We start from the raw sequence: 26,726 nt of genomic DNA, 5'->3' as shown, positions 1-26,726 counted from the left end.
CCCTCCTGCGGAGGGAATAGCACTCGTTTCATTTAGAATAAACATGGCGATAAGTCAGAATCGATGCCAAAGACCCAGTTCCAGACCCACGCGAGTCTGCCCGTCAAAGGCCACGCGCGCCCCGATCTCGACAGAGGTCGCCGCGCCAAACCGGACCACCAAAGACGGGTTTACCGCGTAGGCGACCTGCTGTCCGGGCCATTGTTCCACCATGGCCTGCAGGATGACATCGACCCGGTCGCCGCTGTGCAGGCCGAGGGTGGTTTCCAGTTTCCAGCGCGTCTGCCCGGTGATGCGGTCGAGGATGGCAACGGCATCGGCCGCGATCCAGCCGCCGTGCAGATGCCCCGGAATCCAGTCGGGCGGAGAGAGGTCGAAGCCGTGGCCGAGCGACAGGCCGACACGCCACAGGTCGCTGTCGTCCAGACCATCGACCTGCCGCTGCCCGGCGCCCAGATCGACGGCCAGTTGCCACCGCGCGTCGGGCCGGGTGAGGGTGTAGCGCAGGAAAGCCATACCTTCGCGCGTGTATTGCCCGCGCCCATAGTCGAGGCCGAAGGTCAGGCGATTTCCAAGGCCGATTTCAGCATAGGCGGAGTCGTAGCGATCGAGCAGGAGGCGACCCGTGCCAAGGGCGCTGACGGGGCTGGAGATATTCGAGGAATAGGACAAGAAGACCTGACCCGGCATTCGCGCCCACGCCCCGGCATGGGCAGAGGGTGCAAGGCAGAGCGTGAGCAAAAGGGCGAAGAGGCGTCGCATGGCATGGCAGAGCCTGCTGCAATCTGGTTAACAGGTGCCTAACGCGGGCCGTGGATGGGGCAGGGAATGAGCGATAAACGCATGAAAGTGGTGCTGGTGACGCCGGAAATCCCCGGCAATACGGGCACCATCGGGCGCACCTGCGTGGCGCTGGATCTGGAGTTGATCCTGATCCGGCCCTATGGCTTTTCCATCGACGACAAGCAGGTGCGGCGGGCGGGCCTCGACTACTGGAAACATGTGCGCCTGTCCGAGTATGACGATTGGCCGGAGTTTCTGGCCGACCGGCGGCCAGCGCGCGGGCAGTTGTTCTTCTTTGAAGAGAACGGTGCGGGCAGTGTCTATGACCCCGACTATCCCGAGGACGCCTATCTGGTCTTTGGCCGCGAGACCAAGGGGATTCAGACCGAGATTTTGCAGGGCATGGACGACCGGGTTTTTCACCTTCCGATGCGCAGCCCGCATATCCGCTCGCTCAACCTGGCCAATGCGGCGACGGCGGTGGTCTATCAGGCGCTGCGCGGGCAGTTCACCTGACGGCATCGGCCACGAAAAGACCGGCTTTCCACCTTCCCCGCGTCAAAGCCACGGGGTAGGATCGAACGATCTGGGGGGCAGCACTGCCCGGAAAAAGGGGACGCACCTGCGAGATGCGGCCCCTTTTTTTCCGTCTGGATGCCAACCGCGCCGCGCCGGTCGCGGAATCAAGGCCGCAGGCCGCCGCGCATCGCCGGGCCGCCCCCGGCACGGCGATTTGGCAGGGGTCGCGCGCTGGTCTGATCTTCTTCGAATATGGCTGGCATGAATCGCCAGGTTCGACGGGTTGGATCGCCATGCCGCGGCCCGCCGATGCGTGGCCCCTTTTTTTCGTCTGCACGCGGGGATTTGACCCGGCTGCGCCCTGTCTCGGCCCTAGGCTATCTTCGATGGCCCTGCTAGGCTTGACCCCAAAGATCGCCCAAGGAGACCGTCCCATGCCGTCAATCGCAAAGGGCGCTGCCCTGCAGACCGTCATCACCACCTTTGAAACCACGCCGGGCACCTGTCAGGACCTGCTGGATGCGTTGACCTCGGCCTATGACGATTTCATCTCGCATCAGCGGGGCTTTATCGCCGCCGGCCTGCACGTGAACGACGCGCAAACCCGCGTGGCGAACTATTCGCAATGGGAAAAGCGCGAGGATTTTCAGGCCATGCTGCGATCGGACGAGATGCGCAAGCGCAACCGGGTGATCAACGAGCTGTGCAAAAGCTTTGAGCCGGTCATGTACGAGGTCGCGGAGTCGTACAATTGAGCCAAGAGGAAGAGCAACTCGATCAGGAGTTGCGGCTGCTGCGCAAAGAGGTGCAGCAGATCACGCAACATCGCCTGTTCACCACGCAAAGCACCGTCGGCAAGATCCTTGCGCTCAGTTTCGGGCGCGGGCTGGCCTTTGGCCTCGGCTCGGTGATTGGGGCGTCGTTCCTTGTCTCGGTGGTGGTCTATTCGCTGAGCCAGATCGACTTTATCCCCGTGATCGGGGAATGGGCGTCGCGCATCGCGGAGCAGATTCAGGGCGTGGAATGACCTGTTGACGGATGGGCTTGCGCGGCGCGCGCCCGGTGCTACCATCATATTCGCAAAATTGCATTTGATGGGAGGATTTTCAATGCGCCGCCTTTTGTCCGCCGTCGCCGTGCTGGTCCTTGCGGGGCCCGCGTGGGCGCAAGAGCCAGTCGGGATCACCCGCGAGTTCATGTCGGTCACGGTTGAAACCGCCTCTGGCCCGCGCGAGATTTCGCGCATTCAGGACACGGACCATGTGATCGAGGACGCGTGGGGCCGGACCTCTCGGCCCTGTCCCAATTTCTGCATCCAGCCGATGACGCCCGCCGAGGGCGTGACGCCGATTGGAGAGCTGGAATTGATCGGGTTTCTACAGGATCCGGAGGTGACGGTGGTCGACAGCCGCACGCCAGACTGGTTCCACGGCGGCACCATCCCCGGTGCGGTCAACATGCCCTATACGCAAATGACCGACCGGCTGGGGGAATTGGGCTGCCAGATCGACTTCGATGGCTGGGACTGCACGCAGGCTGTGCAGGTGGCGCTTTTCTGCAACGGGCCGTGGTGCGGGCAATCCCCGACCGCCATCCGCCGCATGATCGAGGCGGGCTATCCGGCGGAGCGGATTCATTATTACCGTCCGGGAATGCAGGGCTGGCGGATGCTGGGGCTGACGGTCGCGGGCGAATAAGCTGGCCGGTGCATTGCATGGGCGCGCGGCGTTCCTATCTGCTAGGGAACCCAACCGCCAAGGAGACACCGCCCATGCAATGCCCGATTGACGGAACCGCCCTCGTGATCGCCGACCGCGCCGGAGTCGAAATCGACTACTGCCCAACCTGCCGGGGGGTCTGGCTGGATCGTGGCGAGCTTGACAAGATCGTCGAGCGCAGCGCCTTGGCCGACGACCGCAGGGATGACGGCCGAGAGGCCCCGTCGAAGCGCAAGAAGAAGGACGGCGTCGGCTCGTTCCTGAGCGATATTTTCGATTTCTGACTGGGGGGCGGCAGACAGCCGCCCTTTTCATTGGCACACTCGCCCCGAGCAGAGGGAGGTTAAGCCATGGCAGATTTGCCCATCGTCGGGGCGCAGTTGAGCGTTCTGGACCTGGACCGTCACCGCGACTGGCTGTTCGAGAAGAACCGCGATCTGGAACTGCCGGAGTTCTGCCTTGGCGATATTCTGGCGGCGCCGCAGCCCTTTATCGACATGGCCAAGGCCAAGCTGGATGGCTGGTCCGGGCGGCTTGGCATTCACGGGCCCTTCGCCGGGTTCGAGCTGGACGTGAAGGACAAGGACATTCGCACGGTGGTGCAGACGCGGCTGGAACAGGCGCTGGATGTCTGCGCGGCACTGGAGGCGCGGCAGATGGTCATTCATTCGCCCTATGATGGCTGGGATGCCTGCAACCTCGACAACGCGCCTGCCGACCGCAAGCGACGGGTGGCGGCGGTGCTGGATACGCTGGCCCCGGCGCTGAAGCGGGCCGAGGCGTTGGGCGTCGAAATGGTGATGGAGAACATCAAGGATACCGACCCGCGCGACCGGGCCGAAGTGGTGGCGGCGGCGGACAGCCCGGCGCTGCGCCTGTCGGTCGATACCGGCCACGCGCATTGGGCGCACTGGGTCTGCGGTGCGCCGCCCGCCGATCGCTATATCGCATCGGCGGGGGCGGGTTTGGGCCATGTGCATCTGCAGGATACCGACGGGTATGCCGACCGGCACTGGGCCATCGGGCAGGGGAATATCGTCTGGCACGCCATCTTTGCCGCGCTGAAACAGGTCAGGGCCACGCCGCACCTGATCGTGGAAATCAACGATTTCGACCGGGTGGAGGACAGCGTCGCCCATCTCGAGGCGCTCGGTCTGGCGCAATAGCGGTCAATCGGTTAACGGGCAAAGCACGACTTCGCGCGTGTCACAAAGGGTGTCGAGGCAGGTGATCTGCTCGACTGTCTGGGGGGTGGTCGGATACTGCCCGGCGGTGAAAATGTGGCGCTGACAAGCCGGGTGCGGGGTGGGGGGCAGGCCCGCGAGGGTGACGCCGGCTGCCTGTGCGGGGGTCGACAGGATCGGCCCCGCGACATGGGCCTTCACGGGGGCCGCGACCGCCAGGGCGGCAAGAAAGGCGGGAAGCAGGCGGAACAGGCAGCGAATGGGCGATCCTCCTCAGGGTCTTGCCCATGGGTCGGACGCCGCGGCGCTATGGTTCAATCCACACGCGTCCCGATGCGGTGTCGCCCGCGATCACTCGTCGTCGCGCGGATCGAAGGTCACGAAGAAGCCGTAGGCAGCGTAGGCCCCGAGCCCGAGAAAGACGAAGGCCCATCCCGTTGCGTCATTCGACAGCTCGAACAGGCCCCAGCCACCGCAGACTGCCACCACGGCGATGCGAATCCAGAGCGGGCGGAAAAACGGGTGGTCGAGATCGAACATCGGCGGGCCTCTTTCGGCAGGGCAGGGTGCCCTTGTCCTAGGCGGCGCGGGCGGGCGGGTCCAGCCCGCATGAAAAACCCGCCCCCGAGCCGATCGGGGGCGGGCAAAGTCGCGCGGTGTTGGACCAGGTGCCTGTCAGGCCGCTTTTGGCAATGCCTCGTGGCTCGCCTCGATGAAGGCCGCGTGAAGCGCCTTGATCGCCGGCTTCAGGTTGTCGCGTTCGAGGATGAATTGCACATCCACGTTGCGCGGGCCCTGCGTGGCGCCAAGGGCTTCGAACCCCGCGTCGGCGATGGCCTGCAAGCCCCGCGTCAACACCGAGAGCCCGTTCAGGTCGCGCCCGATGGCCGAGGCCACGGACAGGCGACGCGACGTGATCAGCGCCGCCGGATAGAGCCCGGCAAGGTCTTTCTCGACCCGGCGCATCGTCTTGAGCGAGCTGTCGACATAGTGGGTGATCGTGTTGGCGTTCGACACCTTGGACACGATCCGCACGTTGTGCCGGGTCAGCACGTCAAGGATCGCGGCGTCATAGCCTTTGACCCCCACCATGTCCTGCTCGAATACCTCAAGCGCGATGATGTCGAGGCCGGTCACGATCTCGACCGCCGGGGTGTCGGTCGGTTGATCGTCGATCAGAGTGCCCGGATCGTGCGGCTCGAACGCGTTGGTCACGCGCAGCGGCACGTCGTTCTGGCGTAGCGTCTTGGCGGCCTTGGGGTGGATCGCTTCCATCCCCATGTTCGACAACTGGTCGGCCACGTCATAGTTGGTCCGGCCCAGTTTGCGCACGGCCTCTTGCCCCACCAGATTGGGGTCAGCCGACGATAGGTGGAATTCCTTGTGAATGATCGCTTCACGCGCCCCGATTAGGGCGGCGAGACGCGAAAACGTCACCTCGGAATAGCCACGGTCGAATTCGCGCATCAGGCCTTCGGCGCATTGCGCGTAGCCGGTGACGATGGGCATCTCGGTCGCCGGGTCGACGCCTTTCATGGCGCTGGTCAGACGGTCCTCAAGGGTGATGTCGCCATCGTCGCGCCAGCCCGACAGATCCACCAGCCGGGCATTTACGCCCGCGCGCTGCAACAACAGCGTGGTGGTGAGCGCCGAATGCGCCTCGCCCAGACCGGACAGAAGTTCGCGGATCTGGAGCAGGTGTTCGGCCAGACGGAAGTGCCCGTAAGAGCACAGCCGTTGCAGGTCGATCAGGCAGTTGCGGGCCCCCTCGATTCGTTCGCGCAGAAACTCGTCCGCGCGTTCGATATCGGCGGGATGCTCCAGCACCTTTTCATGGGCCTTGGCCATCGCTTCTGCCGCGTGATCCAGCGCCTCGTGCCAGCCGTGATCGTTGTCGGCATTGGCATATTGCGCATAAACGCCGGGTTTGCCGGTCTTCTTGTGTTCCAGAAGCAGGTTGGTGATCCCCCCAAAGGCAGAAACCACGAAGATTCGACCGTAAAGGTCGTCTTCGGATCGGTCGCCGATGAACAGGGTATCGCGCAGCGCGTCCACGCGGGACATGGACGTGCCGCCGATTTTCTCGACTGTATAGGTCATGGGTTAGCTTGCGATTGCCTCTTCGGCTGGCGCGTAGGAGCCGTCTTCTTGGTGCACCTCGGTGCCCGTGACGGGCGGGTTGAAGACACAGGCCATCACCAGTTCTTCCTTGGCGCGCAGGATGTGGCGGTCATGTTCGTTGAGGGCATACATGACGCCGGGCTTGATCTCGTGGGTTTCGCCTGTGGCGAGGTCGGTGATCGAGCCCGAGCCTTGCATGCAGTAGACACTCTCGAAATGGTTCTTGTACTCGAACGTGTGTTCCGAGCCCGCGTCGAGGAAGGTGATGTGGAAAGAGAACCCCATCCCGTCCCCGGCCAGCAGCATCCGCACGCTGGTCCAGTTGGCGTCGGCGACCACGCGGTCACGCTGTTTTTCGAGAATTTCGTTGAAGTCACGTACGATCATATCGGTTACTCCGCCGCGATTTTGGTTTTGACCAGCACGTCACGCGCCGAGTCGAGCAGGATGTTCAGGCCCTTGCGGAAGGTCGCTTCGGGCGTGGTCAACGGGGCCAGCACCTTGACCACTTCGTCATTCGGACCCGAGGTCTCGATGATCAGGCCCTTGGTGAAGGCGCGTTTGCAGATTTCGCTGGCCAGCTCGCCCGAGCCGACATCGACACCTTGCATCAGGCCACGGCCCTTGAGACGCGCGCCCTCGACCATGCCGGCCAGTTCCTCCAGCGCGGTGGTCAGCATCAGCGACTTGACCGCGATATCCTGTTGGAACTTGTCATCGGCCCAGAACTTCTCGATCGCAACCTTGGCGGTCAGAAAGGCGTGGGTGTTGCCGCGGAAGGTGCCGTTATGCTCGGCCGGGCCGAAAACATCGTGCTGCGGGCGGATCAGGGTCAGCGCCATCGGCAAGCCAAAGCCCGAGATCGACTTGGCCATGGTGATGATGTCCGGCTCGATTCCCATCCCCTCGAACGAGAAGAAGGTGCCGGTGCGGCCACAGCCTGCCTGAATGTCGTCGACGATCAGCAGCGCGCCGTGCTCTTTGGCGAGGTCCGCCACGCGGCGGACCCATTCGGGGCTCGCGGCGTTGAGGCCGCCCTCGCCCTGCACGGTCTCAAGAATGATCGCGGCGGGCTTGTCCATTCCCGAGGACGCGTCCGTCAGCATCTTTTCCAGCAATTCGGTCGTGTCGTAGGACTCGCCCATGTAGCCGTCAAAGGGCATCCGGGTCACACCATTCAGGGTGATCCCCGCGCCACCGCGGTGATAGCTGTTGCCGGTCGCGGCCAGCGCGCCGAGCGTCACACCGTGAAAGCCGTTGGTGAAGGCGATGATGTTGGTGCGGCCGGTGACCTTGCGGGCCAGCTTCATCGCGGCCTCGACCGCGTTTGCACCGGTTGGGCCAGTGAACATCACGCGATGGTCCATGCCGCGCGGCTTGAGCACGTGCTCTTCGAACGCACCAAGGAAGTCGGCCTTCACATCGGTATGAAGGTCGAGCGCATGGGCCAGACCGTCGCCCGCGATATGATCGACCAGTGCGGCCTTCATGTCGGGGTCGTTGTGGCCGTAGTTCAGCGAGGAACAGCCGGCGAGAAAGTCGATGTAGCTCTTGCCATCGGAGTCGGTCATTTTCGAGCCCTTGGCAGAGGTGAAGGTGGCGGGAATGCCACGACAGTACGAGCGCGCCTCGGATTCGCGGCGCGCGAAAACGGTGATGTTATCGGAGGTCATGAGAGATCCTTTGGGATTTTTGTCCGGAGAACGGCAGAGAAGGGCACGGGGGCCGCGATTTACGCGGCCTTGGCCAGTTCCCCGCTTTCGAGGTCAATGGTGACCATGTGTTCGGTCCGGTGCCGGTCCTGGAAATGCAGCGATTGGGTGTAGTAGGCCTGCACGCCCAGATCCTCGCCATTCAGGCGGGCAAATTTGCGGAACAGCGCCCAACTGGCGTCGTTATCCGCGGTGATGGTGGTCTGAAGCCGCGCTACACCTTCGCAGGCGGGACGGTCGATCAGGTGTTCCAGCATGGAAAGGCCAAGCCCGCAGCCGCGCGCGGCGTCGGACACCGCAACCTGCCAGACGAAGACCGTTTCGGGATCGTTCGGCATCACATAGGCCGAGATCCAGCCAGCGACCTTGCCGTCCAGTTCCGCCACGACGCAGGTGTCGCGGAAGTGGTCGGCTTGCAACAGGTTGCAATACATGGAGTTTTCGTCGAGCGGCGCACAGGCGCGCACCAGCTCCCAGATTTCGGCCCCGTCTTCAGCAGTTGGTTTGCGGAAGCGGGGCATCCGAGTTCGGGGCTGTGAAACGTCTTTCGGCATCGAGAAGCACTCCTTCGTTGGTTCGCTTGCCTAAATAACGAATGCATCCGAAATTTCAACCTTCAAAGCGTTTATTCCCAAGATATAGCGGAAATAGGCCAGGATCGCGGGAAAAACACCACAATTTGCTAAGTTTTGCCTTTTGATAATTGCTTAGCTATATGAAGCAAGTGTTCATCTGCTTTGAGAGTTGAAGGAATCTGCCCATGCATGCGACACTGGCCCTGTTTCCGGAGTTTGGCATGGACCGCATTGATGAAAGCCTGATTGCTCTGCGGCGCATCCTGCGCTCGACCGAGCTTTATTCCAAAGACCTCGCGCAGGCGGCGGGGCTGACCCCGGCGCAGTTGCGTGTCTTGCAAATCGCTGTCGGAAACGGTGGCAGTTCCACCCCCAAGGCGTTGGCAACCCAGATGGGCGTGAGCCAAGCCACGGTCACGGTGCTGGTCGACAAACTGGTGGCGCGCGGGCAGGTGACGCGCGTGCGGTCGTCCACCGACCGGCGGCAGACCAACGTTGTCGTCACCGAAAAGGGCCGGGCCGCCACAGAAGAAGCCCCCGACGCTTTGCAGCAGCGTTATGTCAAAGCCTTTGAAAAGCTGGAAGACTGGGAACAGGCGCAGCTCGTATCGTCCTTGGAACGGGTCGCGGCGATGCTGGACGCCGAAGCGATTGACGCCGCCCCGGTGCTGGCCATCGGAGAACTCAAGCAAGCAGGCCCGGAACACTAGGCCCGATGCGCGCGTTTCTCAGCCTCGACTTGCCGGAAGCCTGCCTCGATGCGCTGGTGGCGCGGATTGGTGGCTTGCGGGCGGGACGGCGGGTGCCACCAGAAAACCTGCACCTCACCCTGTCCTTTCTCGACGATCAGCCGGAAGAGGCGCTGGAGGACCTGCACGTCGCGTTGGAGGCGCTGTCGCTGCCAGCGGTTCCGCTGCATTTCGGCGGGCTGGAATGGTTCGGACCCGGCCACGCGCGGATGCTGGCAGTGGTGCTTGAGCCGGTGGCGGACCTGATGACCCTTCAGTCCGAAGTCGAACGGCAGGCCCGCAAGCATGGTCTGCGGCCAGAAAAACGGCCCTTTCGCCCACATGTCACGCTGGTGCGGTTCCGGGCGAAGATGAGCGCAGAGGATCAGGGCGCGCTGGCAGCCTTCCTTGCCGCGCCGCCCGTGGTCGAAGGGCCGGACGCGCTGGCCACCAGCTTTTCTCTTCAAGGCTCTGCCCTTACCCACGCGGGCGCGCGCTATCAGGCCTTGGCCATCTACCCCCTGCGTCAGCCGGGCTGAACCATCGCCGCTTCCCATTCTTCCATGAATTGCTGGCGTTTGAGCCGATCAAGATAGACCAACAAACCGGGGCCCAGTTGAATCGGCCGCAGGCTGGCGTTCTCGGTCAGGCTGTCAGAGGTGATGCCGGGAAAGGCAAAGCGTCCGCTGTCCTCGAACCAGACATTTTCAATCAGGTGGTCGATGAACAGCCCGGCAGCAGCAGGTTGTTCCGCCGCGACGGGGATCACGACCGTGCGCATGAGGACTGTCGTGAAATCTTCTGGCGCGATCACATGGATGCGGTCATGCAGGTCTTCGCGCGCCTGCGCGTAACTGCCAAGCACGTTGTAGGCCACCGCGATGCGGCCCGAGGCCGTGTCTTCGATCATGTCGCTGGAGCAACAATACAGCCGTGGCCCCAGACCGCCGATCACCTGTGTCAGACGCCAGAAGGTTTCAGAGCTGCGCCCGTCTTGCGTGGCGAACAGGTAGCCCAAGCCGCTTTCGCGCACGTCATAGGTGCCAATCCGGCCTTGAAACCGCTCGGGATGCTCACGCAGGGCGGTGATCAGGTCTTGGCGGGTGCGGGGCAGGGGCAGCCCCTCGAAATCGGCGCGCGACAGGACAATTGCTGCTGGTTCTTGCGTAAAGGCGAACACCCGGTCGCGCCACCGGGCCCATGTCGGCAGGCTGGCGGTGGCCGTTGAGCGATAGCTCTGCACCAGCCCGTCATTGGCAAGCCGCAACTGCTGATCCATTGCCGAGGAAATGGCGAGGTCGAATTGCGCGCCGTCTTCGGTCAGGGCAATCTCGATCTCGGACGAACTGACCATGTAGTAGTCCACCGAGATGCCCGGATTTCGCGCCTGAAAGCCAAGGATGAACGGCGTGAAAAGATCGACATCAGCGGTCGAGATCACCCGCAATTCCGGCCCGGCCCGCTCGGACGGGAAGCGCACATGTTCTTCGACCTCATAGGCGCGCAGCGGCAGCGCCAGCAGGGTCAGCGCAAGGGAAAGGATAAGCGTACGCATGCGCCGGGGCCTCCTTGGGTATTGGCGACGGTCAGTTTGCCGTGATGGGCGCGGGCGACCTCGTCGGCGATGGTCAGGCCAAGACCCGACCCGATGACGCCGGCGGCATTCTCGCCACGGGCGAAACGACCGGTCAGATGGGCCGCCCCGCTTTCGGGAAAACCGATGCCTTCGTCCTGGATGGTCAGCACCGCCGAGCGGCCTTGGTGCGTCAGGGTCACGCGAATGGGGGTGTCGGCGGGGGCGTATTTGATCGCGTTGTCCAGAAGGTTGCGCACCGCGTTCTGGATCAGGATGGGATCGCCGAGAATTTCCAGCGGGCCGTCGCCCCGATACCGCAGGTCCATGTCCTTGAGATCGGCAACGGGGCGCAGGCGATCGACCAGTTCCCCCACAAGCGCGTTCAAAGCCACAGGGCTGAGGTCGAGCTGATCGGCGCGGATCGACACCATGGCGTGGTCCAGCAGTTGCCCCGCCGCGCGGCTGCTCTCGTCGATGGCGCGGATCATCTCGCGCAGGGCGACGCGGTTTTCCTCCTTGTCGACCCGGCGCAGCGTGTTTTCCGCGTGGGCGCGGACGGTGGCGAGCGGTGTGCGCACCCGGTGCGCGGCCTCGGCAATGAAATCCTCGGTCCGGGTCAGGGCGGTCGAGAGGCGCGCAATCAGGCTGTTGAGCGAGGCCACAAGTGGCCGCATCTCGCTTGGCACCTCGGCCACCACCGGGCGCAGATCCTGCGGCCCCCGGCGCGATACCGACCCGGCCAGCCGCCGAAGAGAGTTGGCCGTGCTTTGCCCGGCCAGCACCGCCAACATCGCCGATGCGGCAAAGAACCCGATCCCGAGGATCACCGTCACCCGAAGGATGCGCGACAGGACATCGGCCAGCGCGTCACGGGTCTGGCCCACGGTCACGGCAATCTGGACCGGCGTGCCGCCGATGGACAGGCGCCGCGACAGGGTGGCGACGCGCAGGTCTTCGCCCCGGAACCGCACTGTGTCGAAGCCCGGAGCCGCCCCTGCTTGCGCGGCGGCGGGCAAATCGTCGTATCCGGTCAGCCCGGCCCCATCGCGGGTGATACGGTAAAACACCCGGTCGTCGCTGGCGTTGTCGAGCATCGAGAAGGCGGAATAGGGGATGTCGATCGCGATCCGGCCGGAAATGACCGAGGTTTCATCAAGGATCGAGGCGGCCGATGCTGCAAGGATGCGGTCTTGCGATTCCGAGCCGATCTGGCGGGCGAAGTTGAAGACGATCACGAAAAGCACAAGGGCGATCAGGGCCGCCCCTGTCACCAGTTGCAGCGTCAGACGGCGGCGAATCGACCGAGGTGCATGAAACGCCCGCCTCATGGCACTGCCAGCCGGTAACCGAGGCCGCGCACCGTCACGATGGACACATCGCTGCCCTCAAGGTGGCGCCGGACCCGGCCCACATAGACCTCGATCGCGTTTTCCGAGACATCCTCGTCATAGGAAAACAGCCTGTCGACCAGCTTGGATTTGGGGATGATCTGGCCGGGCGCGCCAAAGAAGACCTCCAGCAGGCGCAACTCTCGGTTGCGCAGTTCGATCACCTTCGATCCGTTGCTCAGGGTGCCCGCCAGCGCGTCTAGCGCCACCTGACCGAATCGAATCGTGTTGGTCGCGGTCCCCGTGCGCCGCCTGAGGACAGCCCGGCAGCGCGCCTCCAACTCGGAAAAATCGAACGGTTTGGCGATGTAATCATCCGCCCCCATGTCCAGCGCGCCGACCCGGTCCGACACCTCTGACCGTGCCGTCAGCACGATCACCGGGGTGTTTTTCCCCCGCGCCCGCTCGGCGTTCAGGAAGCTGCGGCCATCGCCATCGGGCAGCATTATGTCCAGCAAAATCAAATCGTAATCCGTGGTAGACGTGTATTCCTCTGCGGTCGCCAGATCCTCGGCATGGTCCACCACATGCCCGTCGATGGCCAGCCGGTCGAGAATGGCTGAGGCCAACTGTCGGTTGTCTTCTACAAGAAGGAACCTCATGGGGGCGATCCTTTCGGGGCGGAAGGGCGTGACAGGTCAATGTCAGGTTGCGGTGTTTGTTGGTCAGTCATGGGCAAGCAGGCCCTGCTTTGTCAATTTGGGAGGATACAATGGCAAAACTGACCCTGACCCGTCGGGCCTTTGCGGTCGCGGCGGCGGCTGCGATGAGTTTCGGCACCCCGGCACTGGCCGACAGCCACGGCGGCGGCCCGATGATGGACAGCATTCACTTTCTGATCCCCGGCGGCGCCGGCGGTGGCTGGGACGGCACCGCACGCGGCACTGGCGAGGCGCTGACCGAATCCGGTCTGGTGGGCACTGCCAGCTATGAAAACATGTCCGGTGGCGGTGGCGGTGTCGCAATCGCCTACATGATCGAAAATGCCGAGAGCCAGCACGGCACGCTGATGGTGAATTCCACCCCCATCGTGATCCGCTCGCTGACCGGCGTTTTCCCGCAGAGCTTTCGTGATCTCACCCTGATCGCGGGCACCATCGGCGACTATGCCGCTATCGTGGTGAACACCGACAGCCCGATCCAGTCGATGGACGATCTGCTGGAAGCCTACCGCGCAGATCCCGGTTCAACCGCTGTTGGCGGCGGTTCGGTGCCGGGCGGCATGGACCACCTTGTCGCGGCGATGGCGTTCCAGGCGGCGGGTGAAGATCCGCTGGAAGTGCGCTACATTCCTTACGACGCGGGCGGCGCAGCCATGGCGGCCCTGCTGTCGGGGGAAATCCAGGCGCTTTCGACCGGCTTTTCGGAAGCCATCGACCTGGCCAATGCCGGCGAAGTGCGCATCCTTGGCGTAACCGCGTCCGACCGTGTGCCCGCCTATTCCGATGCCCCGACCATGCAGGAACAGGGCATCGACATGGAGTTCATCAACTGGCGCGGCTTCTTCGGTGCACCGGGCCTGTCGGATGAAGAGGTGCAGGCCTACCAGGACGTGATCTCGGCCATGTACGACACCGACGCATGGGAAGAGGTCCGGGCACGGAACGGCTGGGTCAACATCCACAACTCGGGTGACGATTTCCGCACCTTCCTGGAAGCACAGGAACAGCAGATCGGCGACCTGATGCGGACCCTCGGCTTCCTCTGATTGCCTTGTCCCGCGCTCCCGGCCCGAGCCGGGGGCGCGGCCCCTTTTTGGCGCCATGCCGCGCCACCCCTGATCCCGTGGCAGACCGCCCCAATGGCGCGGTGCGACGGCGACCACGTCACGAAACCCTGAGCGGAGGAGAAGAGCGATGGCGCTCGACCGATGGATTGCTTTTGTAATCCTGATCATATGTCTGGCTTACGGCTACACGGCCTTTTTCACGATGGACGCGAGCCTGCCCCCCTTCATGCAGCGCAACCCTGTCTGGCCCTCGACCTTTCCCAAGGCATTGGCCGTCATGGCGATTGTCACGTCGCTGGTGATCCTGCTGGGGCTGGAAAAGCCGCCCGCCGACCCCAAGCCGCTCGACATCAACTATCGCCGCCTCGGGGACTACAAGGTCGGACAGGCCCTGATGCTGCTGGTGCTGATGGTGGCTTATGCGCTGCTGTTGCGGCCTGCCGGGTTCCTGATTGCAACAGTGGGGTTCCTGATCCTCGGCTCGACCATTCTGGGCGAGCGCAAATTCCACATCCTGATCCCCGTCGCGCTGCTGGCTGCCGGGATCATCTGGTACCTGGTGCAGGGGGTGCTTGGCATCTACCTGCGTCCGTGGCCGTTCTTCCTGGGGGTTTGACAGATGCTTGAAGGTTTGATGATCGGCCTGACAACGGCCTTTTCCGTCACCAATATCCTGATGGTCATCGGCGGCTGCCTGATCGGCACCTTTATCGGGATGCTGCCCGGCCTTGGTCCGATGTCCATCATTGCGATCATGATCCCGGTGGCGATCACGCTTGGCGATCCTTCGGCGGCGCTGATCCTGCTGGCGGGCGTCTACTATGGTGCCATCTTTGGCGGTTCGACCTCGTCGATCCTGATCAACGCGCCCGGCGTGGCCGGGACCGTGGCCACCAGTTTCGACGGCTACCCAATGGCGCGGGCCGGCAAGGCGGGCAAGGCCCTGACCATCGCCGCGATTTCGTCCTTTGCTGGCGGCACGATCGGGGCGATCCTGCTGATGATCTTCGCACCGGCCCTGTCGTCGGTCGCCCTGCTGTTCCACTCGGCCGAGTATTTCGCGCTGATGGTGGTGGGCCTGTCAGCCATCGCGGCCTTTGCTGGCACCGGCAACGTGGCCAAGGCGCTGCTGATGACCCTGCTTGGCCTGATCATGGCCACGGTGGGCGAGGGCGCGCTCTACAATCTGCCACGCTTCACCATGGGCCTGATGGACCTGCAATCGGGCTTTGGCTTCATCACGCTGGCCATGGCGATGTTTGCATTGCCCGAGGCGATGTACCTGGTGCTTAACCCCGGCCGGTCCAAGGCCGAAGACGGCAGCGGTGGCGATAGCAGCGAGATCAAGGATCTGCGCATCACCCGTGAAGAGGCCCGCAAGATCGCGCCGGTGATCGGGCGGCAATCCGTGCAGGGTTTTTTCATCGGTGTTCTGCCGGGCGCGGGGGCGACCATCGCCTCGTTCCTTGGCTACGCGGTCGAGCGTAATATCGCCACCAAGGAAGAACAGGACGAGTTCGGCAAAGGCTCGATCAAGGGGCTTGCCGCCCCCGAGACGGCCAATAACGCCGCCTGCACAGGGTCTTTCGTGCCGCTGCTGACGCTCGGTATTCCGGGGTCGGGCACCACGGCGATCCTGCTTGGCGCGCTTATTGCGCTGAACGTGACACCGGGGCCGCGCCTGATGATCGACGATCCGCAGATCTTCTGGTCGGTCATCATCTCGATGTATCTGGGCAACCTTGTGCTGTTGATCCTGAACCTGCCGCTGATCCCCTATATCGCCAAGGTGCTGGCGGTGCCGCGCAGCTTCCTGATCCCCTTCATCCTCTTCTTCACGCTGATGGGGGCCTATATCGGGCAGAACAACGCGACCGAACTGCTCATTCTGGTGGGCTTCGGTTTCGCGGCGACGATCCTGCGCTTTGCCGACTATCCGCTGGCGCCGCTGTTGATCGGGTTCATCCTCGGCTCGATGCTGGAAGACAATTTCAGCCGGGCCATGCAACTGTATGACGGGCTTGGCTTCATCCTTGAACGGCCCATGACGCTTGGCCTGCTGGTGCTGGCGGGGCTTTTGGTGATCGTGCCAAGCTACCGTTCGCGTCGTGCGCGTCTGAGGGCCGAGGGCGTCGCGGACGACTGACGACCGGGGGCGCCGCGCGGCTGTGCGGCGCCCGTCGCGGGGGATATTGCCCCGCATTCGATCCCACCGGGGGGGCGGCGACACCCAAGAAGGATTGTTGCCTTTCGCGGGATCTGCGCCTAAGCCGGGGGCGATTTTCCGGAGATGACCATGCCCACATTCACCGCCCTTACCACCCTGTCCGAGAAAGACCCCGCCGAGGCGCTAGGCGTTGCGTTGGAGGATCTGGAGCCCGAGCCCACCGGGGTCGGTGTGTTCGAGATGGAGGATGGCTCGGGCCTGTGGGAGGTCGGGGCCTATTTCGTCGAGGCCCCTGACGAGGTTGCGCTCGATCTGCTGGCGGCAGCCTACGGGGCCAAGCCCTTTGCCGTGTCGGAACTGCCCGAGACCGATTGGGTCGCCCATGTGCGGCGCGAATTGCACCCGGTCGAGGCCGGGCGCTTTTTCGTTTACGGCAGCCACGACGCCGACAAGGTTCCGGGCGACAAGGTGGCGCTGTTGATCGAGGCGGCAATGGCCTTTGGCACCGGGCATCACGGCACGACGCAAGGCTGTCTGGAGGCGTTGGAGCGGCTGATCGGGGCTGGCGCGGTCAAGAAGAACGTGGTCGATATCGGCTGTGGCACCGCGGTGCTGGCGTTGGCGGCGGCCAAGACCTGGCCCGAACCGGTGATGGCGTCGGATATCGACGAGGTGGCGGTTGAGGTGGCCGAGGCCAATGTTGCCGCCAATGGCGAGGCGGGGCGCGTGCGCTGCCTTGAGGCGGCGGGGTTCGATCACCCGGAACTGCACGCCGCCGCACCCTTTGACCTGATCTTCGCCAACATCCTGAAAGGGCCCCTTGTGGACCTGGCGCCCGATGTTGCGGCCCATTGTGCCGAGGGCGGGCACGTCATCCTGTCGGGGCTGCTGAACGCGCAGGCCAAGGATGTGATCGCCGCCTACGAGGCCGAGGGCCTGTCGTTGGAACATCACGCAGAGATCGGCGAGTGGAGCACGTTGACCCTGTGCAAGTGAGCGGCACAGTTTTGCCATAATCGCCGCTATACTATGCGGGCACTGGGTGGGGCTATCGAACAGGTGCCCGCATGGATGCGAATACCCGCCGGTTTCACGAAAGACTGCAACGGATCGAGGGGGCCTCGACCCCGCAAACGTCGCGCGAACAGCGCGTTCGGCCCGATGGGCTGATCGTGACAGTGCGGCGGCGGCGCGGTCGCCTGCGGGTTCCTTGGCGCAGCCTGATGCTGGCCCTGACCTGTTGTTTCCTGCTCAAGGCCGGGCTGATCTGGCATCAGGGCGAGGCCGCCTATGCCGTTCGGCTGGCGGCATTGCAGGACCAGAGCCAAGGTCATCGGGTGGCGGCGTGGTTGCTGGCAACCGATCCCGTCTCGGTTGCCCTGGCACGGCAGGCGACCTATTGGATCGGCCCGGCGCCGCATTGATCCCCCATATCCCGAAATGAAAGAAGCCGCCCCGATCGGGACGGCCTCTGACAGGGAGAGAGAAAAGAGCGGGATCTTAGCGGTAGGAACCGGATGCGATCGACTCGATGTCGCCACGGTTCAGGCCCAGATCGTCGAGTTCGCGATCCGACAGACCCTCCAGAGCGCGGCGGGTCACGCGAGCGTCGTTCCATGCGGCGACGAACCCGACGAGGGTGGAGAGAACCTTAGTGGCGCTGAAACCTGCGCCGACGGTGCGGTTGGTAATAATGGCCATCTGTCTTGTCCTTTCCTGGAGAGCGGGTGGCGTGCTGTCATTGTCTTCTGAAGCCGCACTTAGGGGGGGGCGGATCACGCAAGCAATAGGCATTTTCTGCATAGGTCACATGCAATTCGTGCATGGGTTTGTTTCGACGTAAGCTTATGAAAAAACGACGAAAATCTGGCCTGAAATCTGTCGGGATCGAACCATCGCATTGTCCGAAATCGACAGGAAATCCGCTGCGTGTCGCAATCAGGACAATCCGCGCCGAAAAGCGACAATGACTGGTCAATGTTCCCCTTTCGTGCTAGTCATGCAAAAAAGTCACAAGAACTTGGACGGGATCGGGCAAATCATGCGGATAATCGGGATCGACCCCGGTCTGAGGAACATGGGGTGGGGCGTGATCGAATCGCACGGCTCGCGGCTCAGCCATATCGGAAACGGCGTGTGCCACAGCGAGGGCCGCGATCTGGCGGCGCGTCTGCTATCCCTGCACCAGCAATTGTCCGAGGTGATCGCCCGCTTTCAACCGGTGCAGGCCGCCGTGGAACAGACCTTCGTCAACCGCGATGCGGTGGCGACGTTGAAACTGGGGCAGGCGCGGGGGATTGCCCTGCTGGTCCCGGCGCAGGCTGGCCTGCCGGTGGCGGAATATGCGCCCAATGCCGTGAAGAAGACCGTGGTTGGCGTGGGCCATGCGGAAAAGCAGCAGGTCGAGCATATGGTGCGGATGCAACTGCCCGGTGCGAACCCGGCCAATGCCGACGCGGCCGATGCGTTGGCGATTGCGATCTGTCACGCGTTTCACGCGCAAACGGCGGGCCGTCTGGCCGCCGCGGTGGAGGCCGGACGATGATCGGGAAACTCACGGGACGGGTCGACTACAAGGGCAGCGACCATCTGCTGCTGGATGTGAATGGCGTCGGCTATGTTGTCTACTGCTCGGACCGGACCTTGGCCGCATTGCCGGGGCGGGGCGAGGTGGCGGCCCTCTTTACCGAGCTTTTGGTGCGTGAAGACCTGCTGCAACTGTTCGGCTTTCCTTCGCTCTATGACCGCGAATGGCACCGGTTGCTGACCTCTGTCCAAGGGGTAGGTGCCAAGGCGTCGATGGCGATCCTTGGCACCCTCGGGGCCGAGGGCGTTGCCCGCGCGATCTCGCTTGGCGATGCGGCGGCGGTCAAGGCCGCGCCGGGGCTCGGACCGAAACTGGCGCAGCGGGTGGTCAACGAATTGAAGGACAAGGCGCCCGGTGTGATGGCCATGGGCGGTGAGGTTCTGGACGCCATGGGCGATACTCCGGGGTCGGCCGCTCCATCCCCCGCGGTCGACATCGCCGCTGGCGGGCCTGCGCCGCGCCCGTCCTCGTCCTCGTCCACGCAGGCCGAGGCCCTGTCGGCGCTCAGGAACCTCGGCTATGCTCCGGCCGAGGCTGCGATGGCGGTGGCGCAGGCGGCGGGCGATGACCCGTCTGCCGAAACCCCGGCCCTGATCCGTGCGGCCCTGAGGCTTTTGGCGCCGAAGGATTGAAATGACCGACCCAGACCCCACCCTGCGCGCCACGCCGTTGCCGGAAGACCAAAGCCCCGATCGCGCCTTGCGTCCGCAAGACCTGACCGAGTTCATCGGGCAAGAGGAGGCGCGCGCGAACCTGCGCGTCTTCATCGAAAGCGCCCGGCGGCGCGAAGAGGCGATGGACCATGTGCTGTTCCATGGCCCCCCCGGTCTTGGCAAGACCACGCTGGCGCAGATCATGGCGCGCGAATTGGGCGTGAATTTCCGGATGACCAGTGGCCCGGTGCTGGCCAAGGCAGGCGATCTGGCGGCGATCCTGACCAATCTGGAGGCGCGGGATGTTCTGTTTATCGACGAGATTCACCGGCTGAACCCGGCGGTGGAGGAAGTGCTCTACCCCGCGATGGAGGATTTCGAACTGGACCTCGTGATCGGCGAGGGACCGGCGGCGCGTACCGTTCGGATCGAGTTGCAGCCCTTCACGCTGGTCGGCGCGACCACGCGGCTGGGGCTGTTGACGACGCCCTTGCGGGACCGGTTCGGCATTCCCACGCGATTGCAGTTTTACACTGTGCCGGAATTGCACGAGATCGTGACTCGGGGGGCGCGGATGCTTGGTATCCCGTCCGATCCCGAAGGCGCGCTGGAAATCGCGCGGCGTGCGCGGGGTACGCCCCGGATCGCCGGGCGGCTGCTGCGCCGGGTGGTGGATTTCGCGCTTGTCGAAGGGGACGGGCGGCTGACTCAGGCGATTGCCGACAGCGCGCTGACCCGGCTTGGGGTTGATCACCTCGGGCTTGATGGGGCGGACCGGCGCTACATGCTGCAAATGGCTGAAAACTACGGCGGTGGACCGGTGGGGGTGGAAACCATGGCGGCGGCGCTTTCGGAAAGCCGCGACGCGATCGAAGAGGTGATTGAGCCGTTCCTGCTGCAACAGGGCCTTGTCGCCCGCACGCCACGGGGCCGGATGTTGGCCGCGAAAGGCTGGTCGCATCTTGGTCTTGCCGCCCCGAAAGCGCCGGATCAGGGAAGCCTTCTGTAAACGGGCGTTACGCAAAGACCTGCCGATGGGGGTTGATCGTGCGCCGCCCCCGCAGGAGGATGGCGACACATGGGCCGGTCCGGCCGGACAGGCCCCGAGCACAGTTCTTCAGGGGGGTGATCCAGATGACCCGTTTTCTACTCGCATTGATTTTTGGTCTCGCCACGGCCCTCGCCGCGCAGGCGCAGGTTCAGCTTGGTGACTACGCCCGGTTCCAGACCCGATACGGTGCCCTTCAGGTGACGGGCGAACGCGGGCAGGGCAATCAGGGCCTCGCCTTTGAGGGCACTGCCCTGCCAGTCGAAGACAACTATTCCTATACCATACTCGGGGCGTGGGCGCTTGAAGGCTCGGACCATGATTGGGTGCTGGCGCAATCGCATCATGGTGGCAACATGTGCGGTCCGGGGATTACGGTGATCCACGTCTCGGAGGGGCGCGTGCAGGTGGTGGGCGTCACCGAAGGGTGCGAGGGCCAAGTGAGCGACCTGCGCGTGACGCAAGATGCGCTGGAACTCGACATCTTCGAGGACGGTCTGCAACAGCGTTTCAATACGTATCGCTTCACGACCGAGGGGATGACCGTCACCCCCGCAGCGGCCCCGTTCAGCGCGGATGATCCGGCGGGCAGCGGGGCGGATGCCACCCGGTGGATCGGTCAGCATCCCTACCGCATCTTCGAAGACCCGACCGAGCGCGCCCGTTTCCTGACGATCATGACGGAAGAACAGATTCGCGATCTGGCTTCGCGCATCGGCCCGGCCAACAATGTGGTGCAGCGCGGCGACTGGGTTCTTGGGGCCGGGTGTCAGGCGCACGCCTGCAACGCGGCGGCTGGGGCGTGGGGCATTCGCATTTCCGACGGAGCGGTAGCGGCGGCCATCTTCGACAGTGGAGCGGCCCCCGTGACCTATGGCGCTGCGGCCAGTGAGCCGGTATTCGCCGGGTGGATTGCCGAAAACAGCCTCTGAGGATCGCCTGCCCATGATGGACCACGCCGCCGTCGCCCGCCTGTTCACCCGTTCCGACGGAAGCTACCTGTTTGCCCGGTGGGGCCGCCCGATCGTTCCCGTGGTGTTCGGGGTCGAGGATGAAACCGTCTCGATCCTCAAGGGCGCGATCGAGGCGGTGGTGGCGCTGGCTGGCCACAAGATGGCCGAGACCGACCCGGAACTGGGCGCGAACCTGATGGTATTTTTCCTGCGGGACTGGGACGAGTTGACCGAGACGCCCAATCTCGACCGGCTGATCCCCGACCTGACGACAACAGTCCGGCGCTTGAAGGCGGCGGAGGCGAACCAGTATCGCAGCTTTCGCTTCGACGATAGCGGGGCGATTCAAGCGGCGTTCGTGTTCGTGCGGATGGATGGCGACATGGCCAGCCTGCCGGCGGAAACCGTTGCTTTGTCCCAAGTCGTGCAGGTGATCCTGCTGTGGTCCGACATGGCCTTTACCGACAGCTCGCCGCTGGCCTCCGCCCCGAACGGCACGGCCCTGCTCAAGCCCGAGGTCGCCGAGATCATCCGTGCGGGCTATGATCCGGTGATGCCCGCATACGCCACGGATGAAAGCCATGCGTTGCGACTGGCGGCGCGGCTGCGGACATCGCAACTGACATGAGACAGGTGACCGCCGCCGCCGCGACCTACGCCGGATGGGTCTTTGCGGCAGGCTTCTGTCTTGGCACAGTGCGGGTTCTCGTGTTGCTGCCCCGGACGGGTGCCTTCTGGGCCGAGGTGATCGAGGTGCCGTTCATGTTGACCCTGGCCTATTTCATCGCCCGGTGGCGGATCGCGCGGCATGAGGTGCCCGCCCGCGTTGCCGAGCGTCTGGTGATGGGGGGCGTGGCCTTTGTCCTGCTGATCTGTGCCGAAATCGCCTTGTCCGTTTTCGGCTTCGGACGACCGTTGGCAGACGTCGTCTTGGCCTATGCCGATCCGCTGAAATGGGTCGGACTTGGCGGGCAGATGGTCTTCGCCCTGCTGCCGGTTGCCCTGCTGCTGCAACGGAGGCCCGCGTGACCCACAGCTTTACTTGCCGCGTCTATTACGAAGACACCGATATGGCGGGCATCGTCTATCACGCCAATTACCTCAAATTCATCGAACGAGCGCGGTCCGAGATGGTGCGAGAAGCGGGCGTGTCGCAGGCCGCGTTGAAGGCGGGGCAGGGGATGGTCTTTGCCGTGAGGCGGATGGAAATGGATTTCTTCCTGCCTGCCAGATTCGAAGACCTGTTGACCGTAACGACCGAGATCACCGCCCTGAAAGGCGCCAGTTTCGACCTCGAACAGGTGGTCTGGCGGGGCGAAGACAAGCTCTTTCGGGCCGGCGTGCAGGTTGTTTCCATGACGGAAACCGGACGCGCGGTGCGGATTCCGGCGGATATTCGCCAAAAGCTGTCGGGCACGGGGCACTAGGTCCGCCGCAATCGCTTGCCAATGGCGTTTACCCTTTCCCTTTGCTACACTTAAACCCAAATGAGATGCCGTAACCGATAACAGGCATCCGCCTAGAGGCCGGGCAGACAGGACGCATTTGGTATGAATACAGAAACGCTGAGCATGGCGCAGGAGATTGATTTTTCGCTCCTCGCCCTCTTCCTTCGCGCCACAGTGACCGTGAAGCTGGTGATGATCCTGCTTTTTGCGGCATCCATCTGGGTCTGGGCGGTCGCTTTCTCGAAATTCTCGACCTACCGCCTGTCGCGCCGCCGTGCCGCGCAGTTCGACGCGGCCTTCTGGTCGGGGGAACCGCTGGACGAGCTGTATGAAAAGGTCGCGGACCGGCCACGCTCGGCGTCAGAGCGTGTGTTCGTGGCGGGGATGACCGAGTGGCAGCGCAGCCTGCGCGATGACGGGGCGTTGATACCGGGGGTGCAGCAGCGGGTCGACAGGTCGATGGATGTCGCCATCGGCCGCGAGGCCGAGCGGCTGACACACGGGCTGAATTTCCTTGCGACCACCGGCGCGACGGCTCCTTTCGTGGGTCTTTTCGGCACGGTCTGGGGCATCATGCGGTCGTTTCAGGAAATTGCCACCAGCGGTAACACCTCGCTCGCCATCGTGGCCCCGGGCATTGCCGAGGCGTTGGCGGCCACCGGGCTTGGCCTGCTGGCGGCCATTCCTGCGGTTGTTCTCTATAACAAGCTGTCAGCCGATGCCGACCGGCTGGTGGCAGGCTACGAAGGCTTCGCCGACGAGTTCTCGACCTTGCTGTCGCGGCAGTTGGATTGAGCCATGGCGGCGGGTATCCAACAGCAGCGTCGCACCAGCAGGCACAGGCGGGCCCCCCGCCATTCGCGCCATGCGGCGATGTCGGAAATCAATGTCACGCCCTTCGTGGACGTGATTTTGGTGCTTCTCATCGTATTCATGGTTTCCGCCCCGCTGATGACGGTGGGCGTGCCCATCGAATTGCCGGAAACCGCGGCCGAGGCGCTTCCGGGGGAACAGGAAGAACCGCTCGCGGTGACCCTGACCGTCGATGGCCAGATGATGATTCAGTCCACGGTGGTGCCGGAAGCGGAACTGGTCACGCGCTTGCAGGCCATCGCCGCCGAACGCGACAGCACACAGATATTCCTGCGGGCTGACGGGGCAATTCCCTATCAGGACGTGATGCGCGTCATGGGTGCGCTCAATGCGGGCGGCTTCAGACAGATCGGTCTGGTCACCGATGCGGGCGGGCCGCGTCTTGACGCCCCGACCGGGGAGTGAGGGCCGATGCGGCGCGCGCTCTATGCTTCGGGCGGGGTTCATGCGGCCCTGCTGCTGTGGGCCTTGATCGGCAACCCGTTCTTCTCGTCTCGCGAAGATCAGACCTTTGAAGTGACGGGGGTCACGCTGGTCACATCGCAGGCGTTTGACCAGATGACGGCGCAGTCGATGCAAACCCCGCCAGTGGTCGAGCAGCCCGCGCCGCCACAGCCCACGCCCGACACCACCGAGCCGGACCGCCCGGCGGCCGAGGCCGCCGCGCCTGATGTCACCCAACCGGACCCTGCGCCGCAACCACCCGCCGAGAGCGCGCCGGATGTGAGTGCCTTGATGCCGCCGCCCGAAACCGTGGTGCAGGATGAACTGGCGGCGCTGCCAAGCCCGCCCGCGCAAGACCCGACCGCCGCGCCCTCTGACACGCCCGCACCGAACGCTGCGCCGCGTGTGGCACCAATGCCTGCACCAGCCCCGCCGCCCGATGTCGAAATAGCGCCGGAAGTGGTCACGCGCCCCGACCCGTCTGATAGCCCCGCCCCGGTTCCCGATACGCCCGCCACCGCACCGGAAGAGGCCTCGACCGAGATCGTCACCGAGGCAGAGACCCCGGCGGCGAGCCTTGCGCCCGTCTCCTCGACCCGACCCGCCGCGCGGCCCGAGCGCCGCCAGGAACAAACGCCGCGCCCGATCCAGACTGTGGCCGAGACGCCGACGCCGGACCCGGCCCCACAGGTCGAGGAACGCGACCCGATGGCCGATGCCATTGCCGCCGCCGTGGCAGAGGCCGCGACCGAACCTGCGCCGCCCGCCGCGCCCTCTGGTCCGCCACTGACCGCTGGCCAGCGGGATGGGCTGCGGATCGCTGTTCAGCAATGCTGGAATGTCGGGTCGCTGTCGTCCGAGGCGCTGCGAACGACGGTCACTGTCGAGGTGACCATGGAGCGCGATGGCACGCCGCAATCAGGGTCGATCCGGATGATCGATTCCGAAGGGGGCTCGTCCGACGCGGCCCGGCAGGCCTTTGAGGCCGCCCGGCGTGCGGTGATCCGCTGTGGGGCGTCCGGTTTCAATCTGCCGGTTGAAAGCTATGATCACTGGCGCATTATCGAAATGACCTTCAATCCCGAGGAGATGAGGCTCAGATGACCCGATTTTACACGACCCTTCTGGCCGTATTGCTGGCCATCGCCTCGCTTGGCCCGCAAAGTGTGGTCGCACAGGACAGCCCCGGCCCCCTGCGGATCGAGATCACCGAAGGCGTGATCGAACCCTTGCCCTTTGCCCTGCCGCAATTCATTGCCACGAACAGCGGGGCCGAAGATGCGGCCGGCGATATTACCCGGGTGATCGCGGCCGACCTGTCGGGCACCGGCCTGTTCCGCGAGGTTCCGCGCAGCGCGCATATCTCGACCGTGACCAGTTTTGACAGCCCGGTGCAATGGAACGATTGGCAGGCGATCAATGTGCAGGCGCTGATCACCGGGTCGGTGACGATGGAGGGGGGGCAGCTTGTGGTGCGGTTCCGTCTGTTTGATGTCTTCGCTCAGCAGCCGCTCGGATCGGGTCTGCAATTCGTGGGCAGCCCCGATAGTTGGCGGCGCATGGCGCACACGGTGGCCGACAACGTCTATCAGCGGATCACCGGCGAAACCGGCTATTTCGACAGCCGCGTGACCTTCGTCGCGCAGGATGGCCCCAAGAATGCCCGTCTGCACCGACTGGCGATCATGGACTACGATGGGGCGAACGTGCAGTTCCTGACCGATAGCCGGTCGCTGGTGCTGGCCCCGCGCTTTTCGCCCGACGGCGACCGCATCCTTTATACCAGCTACGAAAGCGGCATTCCCCGCGTCTACCTGATGGATCTGGACACCGTGAACCGCCGCCCGTTGGAAGATGACACGCTGACCATGACGTTCAGCCCCCGGTTTTCCCCCGATGGGCAGAGCGTGGTCTATTCCGCCGAGCGTGGCGGCAATACCGATATCTTCCTGCTGAACCTCGCCACCGGGGACCGTCGCCGCCTGACTGACGCCCCCTCGATCGAGACCGGCCCGAGCTTTTCGCCCGACGGCACGCAGATCGTTTTCGAAAGCGACCGCTCCGGGTCGCAGCAACTCTACATCATGCCCGTCAGCGGCGGCGAAGGCCGCCGGATCAGCCGCAACGATGGCCGCTATGGCACGCCGGTCTGGTCGCCGCGCGGCGACCTCATCGCCTTTACCAATCAGCAGGACGGGCGGTTCCATATCGGCGTGATGCGCACCGATGGGTCGGAAGAGCGTCTGCTCACGTCCTCGTTTCTTGACGAAGGTCCGACATGGGCCCCCAATGGGCGCGTGATCATGTTCACCCGCGAAACGGCGGGGGCAAATGGCGCGCCCGCGATCTACTCGGTCGATATCTCGGGGCGGAACCTGCAACGGGTCTCGACCCCGGGCATGGCGGCTGACCCGGCGTGGTCGCCGTTGTTGCAATGACAGGGCCGGGCGGCTTGACCATGTTCAGCCGCCCCGCCGAATGATACCCTGACGCCGAACCGGTGCGAAACGAGGATGACAG

At 64.2% G+C, this 26,726-nt stretch carries 35 protein-coding genes; 24 read left to right on the top strand and 11 right to left on the bottom strand.

Annotated elements, in window-relative coordinates:
* Window positions 1-54 precede the first annotated feature (54 nt).
* The gene (locus BKY27_RS01445) at window positions 55-762 is read right to left on the bottom strand and encodes a hypothetical protein (RefSeq protein WP_146636140.1); all 708 of its coding nucleotides are present in this window, start codon (window positions 760-762) and stop codon (window positions 55-57) included.
* Window positions 763-828: 66 nt separating this feature from the next.
* Here BKY27_RS01445 and BKY27_RS01440 point away from each other — a divergent pair, with 66 nt between their 5' ends.
* The 6 genes from BKY27_RS01440 to BKY27_RS01415 all read left to right on the top strand — a co-directional run bounded on the left by BKY27_RS01440 (window position 829) and on the right by BKY27_RS01415 (window position 4,186).
* Entirely contained in the window at window positions 829-1,299 is a 471-nt protein-coding gene (locus BKY27_RS01440) for a tRNA (cytidine(34)-2'-O)-methyltransferase (protein ID WP_071672632.1), read from the top strand.
* 437 nt (window positions 1,300-1,736) lie between these two features.
* A complete protein-coding gene (locus tag BKY27_RS01435) occupies window positions 1,737-2,057 on the top strand; it encodes an antibiotic biosynthesis monooxygenase family protein (RefSeq protein WP_071672667.1) in 321 nt (106 codons plus the stop codon).
* Window positions 2,054-2,329, top strand: coding sequence for a DUF5665 domain-containing protein (locus BKY27_RS01430; RefSeq protein ID WP_071672631.1), 276 nt, complete (start codon window positions 2,054-2,056; stop codon window positions 2,327-2,329). Before BKY27_RS01435 ends, BKY27_RS01430 begins: the two co-directional genes overlap by 4 nt.
* An 82-nt stretch (window positions 2,330-2,411) precedes the next feature.
* The gene (locus BKY27_RS01425) at window positions 2,412-2,999 is read left to right on the top strand and encodes a rhodanese-like domain-containing protein (RefSeq protein WP_071672630.1); all 588 of its coding nucleotides are present in this window, start codon (window positions 2,412-2,414) and stop codon (window positions 2,997-2,999) included.
* Between the two features lie 74 nt (window positions 3,000-3,073).
* Window positions 3,074-3,304 carry a TFIIB-type zinc ribbon-containing protein gene (locus tag BKY27_RS01420; protein WP_071672629.1) on the top strand — a complete coding sequence of 77 codons (231 nt, stop codon included), beginning with the start codon at window positions 3,074-3,076 and terminating at the stop codon, window positions 3,302-3,304.
* 66 nt (window positions 3,305-3,370) lie between these two features.
* Window positions 3,371-4,186: a sugar phosphate isomerase/epimerase family protein gene (locus BKY27_RS01415; RefSeq protein WP_071672628.1), complete on the top strand. Its 816-nt coding sequence runs from the start codon at window positions 3,371-3,373 to the stop codon at window positions 4,184-4,186.
* 3 nt (window positions 4,187-4,189) lie between these two features.
* On the opposite strand, the gene BKY27_RS19845 is transcribed toward BKY27_RS01415, so the two are convergent.
* The 6 genes from BKY27_RS19845 to ectA all read right to left on the bottom strand — a co-directional run bounded on the left by BKY27_RS19845 (window position 4,190) and on the right by ectA (window position 8,591).
* Window positions 4,190-4,405 carry a hypothetical protein gene (locus tag BKY27_RS19845; protein ID WP_146636139.1) on the bottom strand — a complete coding sequence of 72 codons (216 nt, stop codon included), beginning with the start codon at window positions 4,403-4,405 and terminating at the stop codon, window positions 4,190-4,192.
* Between the two features lie 150 nt (window positions 4,406-4,555).
* Window positions 4,556-4,744 (bottom strand): hypothetical protein, encoded by a 189-nt coding sequence (locus BKY27_RS01410; protein WP_071672627.1) that lies wholly within the window; start codon window positions 4,742-4,744, stop codon window positions 4,556-4,558.
* 135 nt (window positions 4,745-4,879) lie between these two features.
* A complete protein-coding gene (locus BKY27_RS01405) occupies window positions 4,880-6,304 on the bottom strand; it encodes an aspartate kinase (RefSeq protein WP_071672626.1) in 1,425 nt (474 codons plus the stop codon).
* Window positions 6,305-6,307: 3 nt separating this feature from the next.
* The gene (locus BKY27_RS01400) at window positions 6,308-6,712 is read right to left on the bottom strand and encodes an ectoine synthase (protein WP_071672625.1); all 405 of its coding nucleotides are present in this window, start codon (window positions 6,710-6,712) and stop codon (window positions 6,308-6,310) included.
* Between the two features lie 5 nt (window positions 6,713-6,717).
* Window positions 6,718-7,998 carry a diaminobutyrate--2-oxoglutarate transaminase gene (ectB, locus tag BKY27_RS01395; RefSeq protein ID WP_071672624.1) on the bottom strand — a complete coding sequence of 427 codons (1,281 nt, stop codon included), beginning with the start codon at window positions 7,996-7,998 and terminating at the stop codon, window positions 6,718-6,720.
* 59 nt (window positions 7,999-8,057) lie between these two features.
* Window positions 8,058-8,591: a diaminobutyrate acetyltransferase gene (ectA, locus tag BKY27_RS01390; protein ID WP_071672623.1), complete on the bottom strand. Its 534-nt coding sequence runs from the start codon at window positions 8,589-8,591 to the stop codon at window positions 8,058-8,060.
* Window positions 8,592-8,833: 242 nt separating this feature from the next.
* On the opposite strand from ectA, the gene BKY27_RS01385 reads away from it, so the two are divergent.
* Both BKY27_RS01385 and thpR read left to right on the top strand, forming a co-directional pair.
* Window positions 8,834-9,322, top strand: coding sequence for a MarR family winged helix-turn-helix transcriptional regulator (locus BKY27_RS01385; protein ID WP_071672666.1), 489 nt, complete (start codon window positions 8,834-8,836; stop codon window positions 9,320-9,322).
* Window positions 9,323-9,327: 5 nt separating this feature from the next.
* Window positions 9,328-9,879 carry an RNA 2',3'-cyclic phosphodiesterase gene (gene thpR, locus BKY27_RS01380; RefSeq protein ID WP_071672622.1) on the top strand — a complete coding sequence of 184 codons (552 nt, stop codon included), beginning with the start codon at window positions 9,328-9,330 and terminating at the stop codon, window positions 9,877-9,879.
* On the opposite strand, the gene BKY27_RS01375 is transcribed toward thpR, so the two are convergent.
* Genes BKY27_RS01375 through BKY27_RS01365 form a run of 3 tightly spaced genes read right to left on the bottom strand, consistent with a single transcriptional unit; the run spans window position 9,867 to window position 12,906 of the window.
* Entirely contained in the window at window positions 9,867-10,895 is a 1,029-nt protein-coding gene (locus BKY27_RS01375) for an ABC transporter substrate-binding protein (protein WP_071672621.1), read from the bottom strand. The genes thpR and BKY27_RS01375 overlap by 13 nt on opposite strands.
* A complete protein-coding gene (locus BKY27_RS01370) occupies window positions 10,865-12,244 on the bottom strand; it encodes a sensor histidine kinase (RefSeq protein ID WP_071672620.1) in 1,380 nt (459 codons plus the stop codon). The genes BKY27_RS01375 and BKY27_RS01370 overlap by 31 nt, the downstream gene beginning before the upstream one ends.
* Window positions 12,241-12,906: a response regulator transcription factor gene (locus tag BKY27_RS01365; protein WP_071672619.1), complete on the bottom strand. Its 666-nt coding sequence runs from the start codon at window positions 12,904-12,906 to the stop codon at window positions 12,241-12,243. Before BKY27_RS01365 ends, BKY27_RS01370 begins: the two co-directional genes overlap by 4 nt.
* A 110-nt stretch (window positions 12,907-13,016) precedes the next feature.
* On the opposite strand from BKY27_RS01365, the gene BKY27_RS01360 reads away from it, so the two are divergent.
* The 5 genes from BKY27_RS01360 (at window position 13,017) to BKY27_RS01340 (ending at window position 17,624) form a co-directional block, all read left to right on the top strand.
* Window positions 13,017-14,012, top strand: coding sequence for a tripartite tricarboxylate transporter substrate binding protein (locus BKY27_RS01360; RefSeq protein WP_071672618.1), 996 nt, complete (start codon window positions 13,017-13,019; stop codon window positions 14,010-14,012).
* 148 nt (window positions 14,013-14,160) lie between these two features.
* Window positions 14,161-14,649: a tripartite tricarboxylate transporter TctB family protein gene (locus BKY27_RS01355; protein ID WP_071672617.1), complete on the top strand. Its 489-nt coding sequence runs from the start codon at window positions 14,161-14,163 to the stop codon at window positions 14,647-14,649.
* Between the two features lie 3 nt (window positions 14,650-14,652).
* Window positions 14,653-16,179 carry a tripartite tricarboxylate transporter permease gene (locus BKY27_RS01350; RefSeq protein ID WP_071672616.1) on the top strand — a complete coding sequence of 509 codons (1,527 nt, stop codon included), beginning with the start codon at window positions 14,653-14,655 and terminating at the stop codon, window positions 16,177-16,179.
* A gap of 150 nt (window positions 16,180-16,329) precedes the next feature.
* The gene (locus tag BKY27_RS01345; protein ID WP_071672615.1) at window positions 16,330-17,196 is read left to right on the top strand and encodes a 50S ribosomal protein L11 methyltransferase; all 867 of its coding nucleotides are present in this window, start codon (window positions 16,330-16,332) and stop codon (window positions 17,194-17,196) included.
* 71 nt (window positions 17,197-17,267) lie between these two features.
* Complete coding sequence (locus tag BKY27_RS01340) at window positions 17,268-17,624, top strand: hypothetical protein (protein WP_084667801.1); 357 nt, start codon at window positions 17,268-17,270, stop codon at window positions 17,622-17,624.
* A gap of 76 nt (window positions 17,625-17,700) precedes the next feature.
* Here the strand turns inward: BKY27_RS01340 and BKY27_RS01335 are convergent, their stop codons facing one another.
* On the bottom strand, window positions 17,701-17,901 hold the full coding sequence (locus tag BKY27_RS01335; RefSeq protein WP_071672614.1) for a DUF1127 domain-containing protein: 201 nt from the start codon (window positions 17,899-17,901) through the stop codon (window positions 17,701-17,703).
* 340 nt (window positions 17,902-18,241) lie between these two features.
* Between BKY27_RS01335 and ruvC the strand changes: the two genes are divergently transcribed.
* The 11 genes from ruvC (at window position 18,242) to tolB (ending at window position 26,644) form a co-directional block, all read left to right on the top strand.
* Window positions 18,242-18,745 (top strand): crossover junction endodeoxyribonuclease RuvC, encoded by a 504-nt coding sequence (gene ruvC, locus BKY27_RS01330; protein WP_071672664.1) that lies wholly within the window; start codon window positions 18,242-18,244, stop codon window positions 18,743-18,745.
* A complete protein-coding gene (ruvA, locus tag BKY27_RS01325) occupies window positions 18,742-19,419 on the top strand; it encodes a Holliday junction branch migration protein RuvA (RefSeq protein ID WP_071672613.1) in 678 nt (225 codons plus the stop codon). The genes ruvC and ruvA overlap by 4 nt, the downstream gene beginning before the upstream one ends.
* A 1-nt stretch (window position 19,420) precedes the next feature.
* A complete protein-coding gene (gene ruvB, locus BKY27_RS01320) occupies window positions 19,421-20,449 on the top strand; it encodes a Holliday junction branch migration DNA helicase RuvB (protein WP_071672612.1) in 1,029 nt (342 codons plus the stop codon).
* A gap of 125 nt (window positions 20,450-20,574) precedes the next feature.
* Window positions 20,575-21,420: a hypothetical protein gene (locus tag BKY27_RS01315; protein ID WP_071672611.1), complete on the top strand. Its 846-nt coding sequence runs from the start codon at window positions 20,575-20,577 to the stop codon at window positions 21,418-21,420.
* A gap of 13 nt (window positions 21,421-21,433) precedes the next feature.
* On the top strand, window positions 21,434-22,069 hold the full coding sequence (locus BKY27_RS01310; protein WP_071672610.1) for a hypothetical protein: 636 nt from the start codon (window positions 21,434-21,436) through the stop codon (window positions 22,067-22,069).
* Window positions 22,066-22,470 carry a hypothetical protein gene (locus BKY27_RS01305; protein ID WP_071672609.1) on the top strand — a complete coding sequence of 135 codons (405 nt, stop codon included), beginning with the start codon at window positions 22,066-22,068 and terminating at the stop codon, window positions 22,468-22,470. Before BKY27_RS01310 ends, BKY27_RS01305 begins: the two co-directional genes overlap by 4 nt.
* On the top strand, window positions 22,467-22,868 hold the full coding sequence (ybgC, locus tag BKY27_RS01300) for a tol-pal system-associated acyl-CoA thioesterase (protein WP_071672608.1): 402 nt from the start codon (window positions 22,467-22,469) through the stop codon (window positions 22,866-22,868). Before BKY27_RS01305 ends, ybgC begins: the two co-directional genes overlap by 4 nt.
* A gap of 123 nt (window positions 22,869-22,991) precedes the next feature.
* The gene (tolQ, locus tag BKY27_RS01295) at window positions 22,992-23,684 is read left to right on the top strand and encodes a protein TolQ (protein WP_071672607.1); all 693 of its coding nucleotides are present in this window, start codon (window positions 22,992-22,994) and stop codon (window positions 23,682-23,684) included.
* Window positions 23,685-23,687: 3 nt separating this feature from the next.
* On the top strand, window positions 23,688-24,167 hold the full coding sequence (locus BKY27_RS01290; RefSeq protein ID WP_071672606.1) for an ExbD/TolR family protein: 480 nt from the start codon (window positions 23,688-23,690) through the stop codon (window positions 24,165-24,167).
* A gap of 6 nt (window positions 24,168-24,173) precedes the next feature.
* On the top strand, window positions 24,174-25,310 hold the full coding sequence (locus BKY27_RS01285) for a hypothetical protein (protein WP_071672605.1): 1,137 nt from the start codon (window positions 24,174-24,176) through the stop codon (window positions 25,308-25,310).
* A complete protein-coding gene (gene tolB / locus BKY27_RS01280) occupies window positions 25,307-26,644 on the top strand; it encodes a Tol-Pal system beta propeller repeat protein TolB (RefSeq protein WP_071672604.1) in 1,338 nt (445 codons plus the stop codon). The genes BKY27_RS01285 and tolB overlap by 4 nt, the downstream gene beginning before the upstream one ends.
* The last annotated feature ends 82 nt before the right edge of the window (window positions 26,645-26,726 follow it).

The organism is Nioella nitratireducens (assembly GCF_001879715.1).
GTDB lineage: Bacteria > Pseudomonadota > Alphaproteobacteria > Rhodobacterales > Rhodobacteraceae > Nioella > Nioella nitratireducens.
This window is presented reverse-complemented; position numbering and strand designations above follow the sequence as displayed.